General features: G+C 63.5%; 9 protein-coding genes and 1 pseudogene. 6 read left to right on the top strand and 4 right to left on the bottom strand.

Annotated features, from left to right (window positions below; translation table 11 throughout):
- Positions 1 to 57: 57 nt before the first annotated feature.
- The 3 genes from DYI24_RS14220 to DYI24_RS14210 are packed head-to-tail and all read left to right on the top strand — an operon-like array spanning position 58 to position 2,793.
- Positions 58 to 1,194 carry an ATP-binding protein gene (locus tag DYI24_RS14220; RefSeq protein WP_502706343.1) on the top strand — a complete coding sequence of 379 codons (1,137 nt, stop codon included), beginning with the start codon at positions 58 to 60 and terminating at the stop codon, positions 1,192 to 1,194.
- Position 1,195: 1 nt separating this feature from the next.
- On the top strand, positions 1,196 to 1,660 hold the full coding sequence (locus tag DYI24_RS14215) for a response regulator (protein ID WP_164572749.1): 465 nt from the start codon (positions 1,196 to 1,198) through the stop codon (positions 1,658 to 1,660).
- Entirely contained in the window at positions 1,657 to 2,793 is a 1,137-nt protein-coding gene (locus DYI24_RS14210; protein ID WP_164572748.1) for an ATP-binding response regulator, read from the top strand. The genes DYI24_RS14215 and DYI24_RS14210 overlap by 4 nt, the downstream gene beginning before the upstream one ends.
- Positions 2,794 to 2,803: 10 nt before the next feature.
- Here DYI24_RS14210 and cyoD read toward each other — a convergent pair whose 3' ends face one another.
- The 4 genes from cyoD to DYI24_RS14190 are packed head-to-tail and all read right to left on the bottom strand — an operon-like array spanning position 2,804 to position 6,682.
- Positions 2,804 to 3,199, bottom strand: coding sequence for a cytochrome o ubiquinol oxidase subunit IV (cyoD, locus tag DYI24_RS14205; protein WP_164572747.1), 396 nt, complete (start codon positions 3,197 to 3,199; stop codon positions 2,804 to 2,806).
- A complete protein-coding gene (locus tag DYI24_RS14200) occupies positions 3,196 to 3,846 on the bottom strand; it encodes a cytochrome (ubi)quinol oxidase subunit III (protein ID WP_164572746.1) in 651 nt (216 codons plus the stop codon). Before DYI24_RS14200 ends, cyoD begins: the two co-directional genes overlap by 4 nt.
- Positions 3,843 to 5,843 carry a cytochrome o ubiquinol oxidase subunit I gene (cyoB, locus tag DYI24_RS14195; protein WP_164572745.1) on the bottom strand — a complete coding sequence of 667 codons (2,001 nt, stop codon included), beginning with the start codon at positions 5,841 to 5,843 and terminating at the stop codon, positions 3,843 to 3,845. Before cyoB ends, DYI24_RS14200 begins: the two co-directional genes overlap by 4 nt.
- A complete protein-coding gene (locus tag DYI24_RS14190) occupies positions 5,789 to 6,682 on the bottom strand; it encodes a cytochrome ubiquinol oxidase subunit II family protein (protein ID WP_246701258.1) in 894 nt (297 codons plus the stop codon). The genes cyoB and DYI24_RS14190 overlap by 55 nt, the downstream gene beginning before the upstream one ends.
- Positions 6,683 to 6,838: 156 nt before the next feature.
- Between DYI24_RS14190 and DYI24_RS14185 the strand changes: the two genes are divergently transcribed.
- From DYI24_RS14185 to DYI24_RS28320, 3 genes and pseudogenes are all read left to right on the top strand, one after another.
- A complete protein-coding gene (locus DYI24_RS14185) occupies positions 6,839 to 7,660 on the top strand; it encodes a class II glutamine amidotransferase (RefSeq protein WP_164572744.1) in 822 nt (273 codons plus the stop codon).
- Positions 7,661 to 7,689: 29 nt separating this feature from the next.
- Positions 7,690 to 9,456: an N-acetylglutaminylglutamine amidotransferase gene (locus DYI24_RS14180; RefSeq protein ID WP_164572743.1), complete on the top strand. Its 1,767-nt coding sequence runs from the start codon at positions 7,690 to 7,692 to the stop codon at positions 9,454 to 9,456.
- Positions 9,449 to 9,621: pseudogene (locus DYI24_RS28320) on the top strand (carboxylate-amine ligase); the annotation flags it as partial. The gene DYI24_RS14180 and the pseudogene DYI24_RS28320, both read left to right, overlap by 8 nt.

The raw sequence follows: 9,621 nt of genomic DNA, 5'->3' as shown, positions 1-9,621 counted from the left end.
GCGCTAAGCAGCTTCGACGGTGTCACCGCCTTCGGACGAACCCCATCCGCCGACGAGATCCAGGCTCTGGCGTCATGGCTGTCGCACCGCGAGTCGCGCGGCATCTTTCAAACACAACAGCTCTCGGCGAGCTTTCCCGAGGCCGAGGTGTATTCCGACATCGCCAGCGGCCTGCTCGCCGTGCCCCTGGGGCGGGCCTCGACGACGCTGATGCTGTGGTTCCGGCCGGAAGTGGCGCAGACCGTGACCTGGGGTGGCGATCCGCACAAGCCGGTACAAATCGGCCCGCGGGGCAAGCGCCTACAGACCCGCGCGTCGTTCGAGGCTTGGCGCGAGGAAGTCCGCGACCGATCGCGCCCTTGGCGTAGCCATGAGATCGTCGCGGCGGAAGAGATCCGCGATCTCGTGGTCGATGTTATTCTCGGCCGCGCCGAAGAACTGGAGAACGCCAACCGCGAACTATCCCGCAGTAACGACGAGCTGGAATCGTTCGCCTATGTCGCCGCCCACGACCTTAAGGAGCCGCTGCGCCACATCGAAGCATTCGCTGGCCTGTTGAGCGATTTATTGCTCCCTGAAGCGCGGAGCCGCCTCAGCGTGATGGTGAATGGGATCGAGGCGTCGTCCCGCCGGTTGCGCGCGCTGATCAACGATCTGGCCGAATACTCCAGGATCGGCCGGCAGGCCCGGCCGCTGCAACCGGTCGACCTCAACCAGATTTTGGCCGAGGTGCTGTCCGATCTGAAGCCGATGCTGCAGGATGCACGCGCCGAAGTCGTCTCGGAGCCGCTTCCCACGGTGCTATGCGATGGCAGCCAGATCCGGCAATTGATGCAGAACCTGATCAGCAATGCGGTAAAGTATCGCGATGCCGAGCGGCTGCCTCGCGTGACCATCGCAGCGACGATCGATAGCCCGCCGCCGGCGCCTGCTGGCGCGAACATACGGAAAGCGCGCATCACGATCGCCGACAACGGCATTGGTTTCGATGAGCAATACCGCGAGCAGATCTTCGAGCCGTTTCAGCGCCTCCACGGTCCGGACGAATATCAAGGCACCGGAATTGGCCTGGCGATCTGCCGCAAGATCGTCCATCGGCACGGAGGCACGATTTCGGCAAAGAGCCACGTCGGACAGGGATCGGTGTTCACCTTCACGCTGCCGTTGCGCGAGCAGGACACGACGGAGAGCTGAAATGACCCGCGAGCGCACACTTCCGACGGTGCTGGTGGCGGAAGACCACGACTACGACAAGCTGATCCTGACCGAAGTCTTCGCGCGGGCCTCGATTGCCGCCGATCTCCGCTTCGTCAGCGATGGCGAGCAGACGCTGGATTACATCTATGGCCGCAACCGCTTCGGCGGCCGCGCGGACGCCCCCACCCCTGCACTCGTACTGCTCGACCTCAACATGCCGCGGCTCGACGGCCGGAAAGTCGTGCGGCTGTTGCGGCAGGACGAGACGGTGCGGCATCTGGTGGTGATTGCACTGTCGACGTCGGAAAGTGCTAAGCACATCACGGAAGCCTATTCGATCGGCTTCAACGCCTATCTGGTCAAGCCGGCCAATATCGCCGACTACGTCGAGGCGATCCGCTCGCTCTGGCACTTTTGGATGAACACGGCATCTCTTCCAACCACTGAGGCTTATCGGCCGTGAGCGCGACCGCGTCCCGAATCCTGCTCGTCGACGATGCGGAGATCGAATACCTGACGATGCAGCGGATGCTGCAGAAGATCCCCGGGTTTCGGGCAACGCTCGACTGGGTATCGCGGTTCGACGAGGCGGCGGCCGCGATCGATCGCAAGGAGCACGACCTCTATCTCGTCGACTTTCGCCTCGGTCCGCGCAGCGGGCTCGATCTGATCCGCGACGCGCGCGATCGCGGCAACATCAAGCCGATCATCGTGCTGACCGGCCACGGCGACCCGATGGTCGATCAGGCGGCGACCGAGGTCGGCGCCAATGACTATCTGGTCAAGGGTGAGTTCGATGCCATCGTGCTCGAACGGGCGATGCGCTACGCGACCCGCCAGGCAAGGACGCTGGCAACACTCGACCGCCGACTGGTGGAATGCCGCACCACGGCGCGGAAGCTGGTCGTGCAAAGCGAACGCCGCGCCGCGGCCGAAGCCGACGTGCTCAAGGTATTGCGGCAGACCATGGTCGACCAGGAAACCGAACGCAAACGCATCGCACGCGAGTTGCACGACAATCTCGGGCAGATGGTCACCCTCGTTCAATTCGGCCTGGATGCGCTCGCGCGCGGCACGCCCACGGCCGCCAGCCTCGCCGAAAAGGTCGCGTCGCTGAAGCACATCGTCAACGATCTCAGCACCAGCCTGCACCGGGTGGCGTGGGAGGTACGGCCGACCGCGCTCGACACGCTCGGGCTCGAAGACGCCGTGTCTCAACTGGTCGCGAGCTGGGAGCCGCATTGCAGCCTGGTGTTCGATCTGCATCTCGGTCTCGGCGAACGACGGCTACCGGCCGATATCGAAAGCGCGCTGTACAGGATTGTGCAGGAAGGCATCACCAATGTGGTCCGCCACGCCCATGCGACCCGGGTCGGCGTGATCCTCGAATTCCGCGGCAGCGACGTGATCTGCATCATCGAGGACGACGGCTGCGGCATCCCTCCTGAACAGGCCGACGAGCATTCGTCCCGCCGGCTCGGACTTGTCGGCATGCGGGAGCGACTTGCCTTGGTCGACGGCACCGTCGAACTGGAAACCGAAACCGGACACGGCACTGCGCTGTTTGTTCGCGTACCTCTCGGCGCGCCGAGCTGATCGGGTTGCCTCAGCCGCCCATCCGCATGATCTGTTCCATCGGCATCATGTTGTGATTGAGGTGGCCCATGATCCAGATCGAGCCGCCGACCACCAGCAGCACGATCAGGCTGCCGAAGGCGAGCGCTAGCACGTTGTTGGTGTTATCGGAACCGGTGGTGATGTGCAGGAAGAAGACGAGCTGCACGCCCATCTGGGCGATCGCCAGCACCGCGATCGCTACCGGGATGCTCGGCTGCCACACCATATCCGTGCCGGCGATGAAGAACGACGTCGCGGTGAGCAGAACCGACAGACCGAGCCCGACGCCATAGCCGAGCAGGCGCCGGCCGATGCGGACTTCCTCTTCATCGCCGGGCGCGACGTCATAGAGCTCCCCGCCGTGGCCGCTTCGCTGCTCGCTCATGTGCCGCTCCCCAACAGATAGACCATCGAAAAGATCGCCACCCAGATGATGTCGAGCGCGTGCCAGAACAGCGCGAAGCACAATAGCCGCCGGCAGATGTCGGCCCGGAAGCCCTTGGCGAACACCTGAGCCATCATCGTCAGCAGCCACAGCACACCCGCGGTGACGTGCAGGCCGTGGCAGCCGACCAGCGTGAAGAAGGCCGAGAGAAACGCACTGCGGGTCGGGCCGGCCCCCTGCTCCACCAGGTCGGCAAACTCGCGCAGCTCCAGTCCGAGAAACGCCGCGCCGAGCATGCCGGTCGCCGCCATCGCGACCTGAAACCAGCGCTGGCTGCCGACCGCAGCGCCGAGGCTCGCCATGCCGCAGGTGAAGCTCGACAACAGCAGGCAAGCCGTCTCGATTGCGACGTTGCGGAGATCAAACAGCTGCGCACCGGCTGGTCCGCCAGCGGTGGCGCCCGACAGCACCGCGTAGCTCGCAAAGAAGCACGAGAACATCACGATGTCGGACAATAGGAAGATCCAAAAGCCGTAGCCGGCCACGATCCGCTTCGATGCGGGCCCGGCGTGGCTGGCGCCGACCGACTGCAGCCCGCCCAGATGGTGCGGGTCTGCCTGACCGTGGGACAGCGCGACCTCCGTCATGACGCGCCCACAGCGCTCAGCGCCGCCTTGCGCTCCGCGATATTGGCGCGGTCGATCCGTTCGACTTCGGCGGCGGGAATGACGTATTCGTCGTGGTCACGCCAGGCGAACACCACGAAGGTGGCAAACGCGCCGATGCCGCCGAGCACCACCATCCACCAGATGTGCCACACCATCGCAAAGCCCATCACCGTGGCGAAGAACGCGCATACGATGCCGGTCGGCGAATTGCGCGGCATCTCGATGTCGCGATAATCCTGCTTGCGGGCTTCGAGACCGTGCTCCTGCGCCTTCTGCTTCGCGGCCCAATACGCATCCTCGCCCGTAACATCAGGGGGGACCGCGAAGTTGAACACCGGCGGCGGTGACGCGGTGGCCCATTCCAACGAACGGCCATCCCACGGATCACCGGTGCGATCGCGCAACTCGTCGCGGTGGCGGATGCTGACGACGAACTGCACGATCTGCAGCATCACGCCGATGCTGATGATCCCGGTGCCGATCGCCGCCACGATCATCCAAGGATGCCACGCGACGACGTCGTAGTGCTGCAGCCGGCGCGTCATGCCGAGCAGGCCGGCGACATAGAGCGGCATGAAGGTGACGTAGAAGCCGATCAGCGTGAACCAGAACGCGGCCTTGCCGAGCCCCTCGTGCAGGCGGAAGCCGAACGCCTTGGGAAACCAGTAGGTGTAGCCGGCGAACGCACCGAACAGCACGCCGCCGATGATGACGTTATGGAAATGCGCCACCAGAAACATGCTGTTGTGGAGCTGGAAGTCGGCCGGCGGCACCGCAACCAGAACGCCGGTGAGCCCTCCGATAATGAACGTCACCATGAACCCGACCGCCCACAGCATCGGCGTCTCGAACCGGATCCGGCCGCCATACATCGTGAACAGCCAGTTGTAGATCTTCACGCCGGTCGGCACCGCGATGATCATGCTGGCGATGCCGAACACCGCGTTGACGGTGGCGCCCGCCCCCATGGTGAAGAAGTGGTGCAGCCACACCATGAACGAGATGATGCAGATCGCCATCGTCGCCAGCACCATCGAGCGATAGCCGAACAGCGGCTTGCCGGAGAACGTCGACACCACTTCGGAGAACACGCCGAATGCCGGCAGCACCAGGATGTAGACCTCCGGGTGCCCCCAGGCCCAGATCAGGTTCATGAACATCATCATGTTGCCGCCGGCTTCGTTGGTGAAGAAGTGGAAGCCGAGGTAGCGATCGAGCAGCAGCATCGCCAAGGTGGCGGTGAGGATCGGAAATGCCGCGACGATCAGCAGATTCGAGGCCAGCGTCGTCCAGCAAAACATCGGCATCCGCAAGTACGTCATGCCGCGGGTCCGCAGCTTGAGCACCGTGGTGACGAGGTTGATCCCGGCCACCAGCGTGCCGATGCCGGAAATCTGCAGCGCCCAGGCGTAATAGTCGACGCCGACGCCGGGCGAATAGCTCAGCTCGGAGAGCGGCGGAAACGGCAGCCAGCCGGTGCGGGCGAATTCGCCGATCACCAGCGACAGATTGACCAGCAGTGCTCCGCTCGCGGTCAGCCAGAACCCGACCGAGTTCAAGGTCGGAAACGCCACATCACGGACGCCGAGCTGCAGCGGCACCACCAGGTTCATCAGACCGATCACGAACGGCATGGCGACGAAGAAGATCATGATCGTGCCGTGTGCCGAGAAGATCTGGTTGTAGTGCTCGGGAGGCAGATATCCCGGCGACTGATAGGCGACCGCCTGCTGGGTTCGCATCATGATCGCATCGGTGCCGCCGCGCAGCAGCATCACCATCGCCAGCAGCACGTACATCACGCCGATCCGCTTGTGATCGACGCTGGTGATCCATTCATGCCAAAGATACGGAAAGTAGCCCTTGATCCCCGCCCACAGCAGCGTGGCAAGGATCGCCGCCATCACGATCGCCGCCGCAATCAGCGGGATTGGCTGATCAATCGGAATGGCCGACCAGTCGAGCTTGCCGAGCATATCGCGTTGGCTCCCCAATTCGCTTCGATGTGGGACGGCGCGCCTTGTTCGGTCGGCCGCGGTCCCGGCTGTGGCGGGATTTGCTGGGTGCTGATCGCGTGAAACAGCAACGGATCAGCCAGCCGATAGGTCGGCGTGCCGCTCTCCGGCGCCTGTTTCATCAGGTCCTTATAGCTGTCAGCGTTGAGCTCGCGGCCGCTTTCGGCGGTCTCGGCAACCCAGTCGGGAAATGCCAGGGTCGAGACCACGTGCACCGGAAACGTCATGTCGGGAAAGCCGTCGCCGCTGAAATGCGACGACAATCCGCGCAGATCGCCCTCGGCATCAGCACGCAGGTTGAGCCGCGTCACCATGCCGTTCATGGTGTAGATCATGCTGCCGAGCTGCGGGATGAAGAACGCGTTCATCACGCTCGCCGACGTCAGTTCAAACTGCAGCGACGCGCCGACCGGCACGGTCAGCGTGTTGACCGTCGCAATGCGTTGATCCGGGTAGATGAACAGCCACTTCCAGTCCATCGACACCACCTGGATGCGGACCGGGCTTCCGGTGCCTTCGACCGGCGCTGCAGGATCGAGCTGATGCGATCCGATCCAGGTGACGCCGCCGAGCAGGATGATGGTGAGCGTCGGAATCGACCACACCACCAGTTCGATCCGGCCCGAATAGGAGAACTCCGGCCGATGCCTGGCGCGCGGATTGGAAGCGCGGAACCAGAAGGCGAATGCCAGGATTGCGACGATCGTCGGCACCACGATCGCCAACATGATCACAACCGAGTCGATCAGGATGGTCGAGTTCCCGTACGCGACCGGACCTTGCGGGTCGAGGATGTTCATGCGTGCGGCGATCTTCAGTGGACGGGATCTGCCCGCTAACCCGGATCCTCCACGGCAGTTCCTATCCCTTGCAGCGCCTCCTGCGGAACTGGTCTCCCGCGCTCGGGTTGACCGGTGATGTGCGCCGTTGCGCCAAATGAAATTCGAGGTGAATCGATGTGCCGCTGGCTGGCATACCGCGGAGAAGAAACGTCATTCGACAGCTACGTCACCGAACCGGTCCACTCCCTGATCAATCAGAGCCTCCGCGCGCGGGAATCCGCCGGCAGCACCAACGGAGACGGCTTCGGGCTCGGCTGGTACGGCATTCATCCCGAGCCGGGGCTTTATCGCGAGACCCGGCCGGCGTGGTCGGACGAGAACCTGCGTTACCTCTGCCGGCACCTGCAGTCGCACATGTTCTTCGCCCACGTCCGTGCGGCCACTGGAACGGCGGTGACGCGGCAGAACTGCCACCCGTTCGCGTGCGGGCGGTGGATGTTCATGCACAACGGCTTCATCGGCAGCTGGAGCCGACTGCGGCGCAAGGTCGAGGCGATGATCCCGGATCATCTGTATCCGTCGCGGGTCGGCACGACCGATTCCGAAGCGGTGTTTCTGGCAATGATGGGCGAAGGCCTGGAGCACGATCCGATCGGCGCAACGCAGCGCGTGATGCGCGCGCTGAGCGCATTGGTCGACGAAGACGGCCTGCGCGAGCGAATGCGGTTTACGTCGGCGCTAGCGAACGGGCACGACCTCTACGCCTTCCGCTTCGCGCATAACGACACGGCCAACACCCTGTATTATCGCGATGACGGCCCGCTGGTCGTGGCGTCGGAGCCGTTCGACACCGAGCAACATTGGTCCGAAGTCCCTGCTAATCACGTGCTGATTTCGCGCCCCTCGCGGCCGGTCGAAATTCGTCCCTTCATGCCAACGGCGGCGCATCTGCCGCAGGAACCCACGGTTGCCCAGAATGTTGTCGAGCGAGCTTAAAACATCGGCAACGGAGGCCCCGGAGAAAGATGTGTGGAATCTGCGGAGAGATCCGCATGCGTGGCGAGCCTTCGATTTCGTCATTGAAGGCCGTCACCCGCGCGATGCATCGGCGCGGACCTGACGCGGAAGGATTGTTCGCACAAGGCAACATGGCGTTCGGGCATCGGCGCCTCAGCATTCTCGATCTGGCCGCCGCTTCGCAGCAGCCGATGATCGATAGCGAGCTCGGCCTCGGCATCGTCTTCAACGGCTGCATCTACAATTTCCGCGAGCTACGCGAACAGCTGTCGCAGCGCGGCTACCGGTTCTTCTCGCAGGGCGACACAGAAGTCATCCTCAAGAGCTATCATGCCTGGGGGGCCGATTGCGTCACCAAGTTCAAGGGCATGTTCGCCTTTGCGCTGTGGGAGCGCGACAGCGGCCGTGTGATGCTGGCGCGCGATCGCCTCGGCATCAAACCCTTGTACTACATCGATCATCCCGACTATTTCCGCTTCGCGTCCGACCTGCCCGCGCTGCTCGCAGGCGAGGACGTCGATACGTCGCTCGATCCGGTCGGACTGCATCAGTTCTTCAGCTTTCACGCCGCCGTGCCGCCGCCGCGCACCATCCTGCGTGGCGTCAAGAAGCTCGAACCCGCCACCATTCTGACGTTGGAACCCGATGGATCGAGGATCACGCGGCGTTATTGGAGTTTTGCGGTCGGCGCCCGGCGCGACGACCGGGCGATGACCGAGCAGGAGTGGACCGAAGCCGTCACCGACGCAATGCTGAACGCCGTCGATCGCCGCCGCCTCGCCGACGTGCCGGTCGGCGTCCTGCTGTCCGGCGGCCTCGACTCGTCGCTGATCGTCGCTCTGCTCGCCAGGCTCGGCCATGCCGACGTCAAAACCTTCGCGATCGGCTTCGACAGTATCGGCGAACACCGCGGAGACGAGTTCTATTATTCCGACTTGGTGGCGAAGCACTTCGCAACCGCCCACGAGCAGATCAGGATCGACGGCCGGGAGGCTCTGCAGCATCTACCGGACGCGATCCAGGCGATGTCCGAGCCGATGGTCAGCCACGACGCCGTCGCCTTCTATCTATTGTCCCGCGAGGTCGCGAAACGGGTCACCGTGGTGCAAAGCGGTCAGGGCGCCGACGAAGTGTTCGGCGGCTATAGTTGGTACCCTTCCCTGCTCACCGCGAATAATGCCTCCGACCAGTATCGCGAAGTGTATTTCGACTGGAAGCACTCCGATATCGCCAAACTGCTGACGCCGGATCTGGTGTCGGACGACTACAGTTCGGAGTTCGTCGAGAGCTTCTTCGACCGCACCTCGGCGAGTTCGCCGGTCGACAAAGCGCTGCAGATCGACGCCGAAATCATGATGGTCGACGATCCGGTCAAGCGGGTCGACAACATGACCATGGCCCACGGCCTCGAAGCGCGCGTCCCATTCCTCGACCACGAAGTGGTCGAGTTAGCCGCCCGGCTTCCCACCTCGCTCAAACTCGGCGACGGCGGCAAATACATTCTCAAGAAGGCGGCCCGAGCGCTGCTTCCTGCGGAGGTCATCGACCGGCCGAAGGGCTATTTCCCGGTGCCAGCCCTGCGGCATCTGCAGGGAGAATTCCTCGACTACGTTCGCGACACCCTGTCCTCGTCCGCTGCGCGCAGCCGCGGCCTGTATCGCCCTGAGTTCATCGATCACATGCTCGATCATCCCGAAGCAGAAATGAGTCCGAAAGGTCACTCGCGGCTGTGGCAGGCCGCCCTCCTCGAAGCTTGGTTGCAGACCCATGTTTGATCCGAAGATCCTCGACAAGCTCAGGCTCAACCTGAGCGCCAATCAGCAGCACTTGGTGATCCGGTCTGCGATCGGCATCGATGCCAATGCTGCCTATTCGTTCGGCATCGAAGAAGAGTATTTTCTCGCCGACGCGAAGACGTTCGAAGTCGCCATGCAGACGCC

This window comes from Rhodopseudomonas sp. BR0C11 (assembly GCF_010820945.1).
GTDB lineage: Bacteria > Pseudomonadota > Alphaproteobacteria > Rhizobiales > Xanthobacteraceae > Rhodopseudomonas > Rhodopseudomonas palustris_H.
The sequence above is the reverse complement of the archived record's forward strand: the minus strand, read 5'-3'. Positions and strand labels throughout refer to the sequence as shown.

What these genes read in the sequence shown, in the direction of transcription:
- DYI24_RS14215 (WP_164572749.1), top strand. Translation starts at nt 1,196, where the DNA reads ATGACCCGCGAGCGCACACTTCCGACGGTGCTGGTGGCGGAAGACCAC.
- cyoD (WP_164572747.1), bottom strand. Translation starts at nt 3,199, where the DNA reads ATGAGCGAGCAGCGAAGCGGCCACGGCGGGGAGCTCTATGACGTCGCG.
- DYI24_RS14200 (WP_164572746.1), bottom strand. Translation starts at nt 3,846, where the DNA reads ATGACGGAGGTCGCGCTGTCCCACGGTCAGGCAGACCCGCACCATCTG.
- cyoB (WP_164572745.1), bottom strand. Translation starts at nt 5,843, where the DNA reads ATGCTCGGCAAGCTCGACTGGTCGGCCATTCCGATTGATCAGCCAATC.
- DYI24_RS14190 (WP_246701258.1), bottom strand. Translation starts at nt 6,682, where the DNA reads ATGAACATCCTCGACCCGCAAGGTCCGGTCGCGTACGGGAACTCGACC.
- DYI24_RS14185 (WP_164572744.1), top strand. Translation starts at nt 6,839, where the DNA reads ATGTGCCGCTGGCTGGCATACCGCGGAGAAGAAACGTCATTCGACAGC.
- DYI24_RS14180 (WP_164572743.1), top strand. Translation starts at nt 7,690, where the DNA reads ATGTGTGGAATCTGCGGAGAGATCCGCATGCGTGGCGAGCCTTCGATT.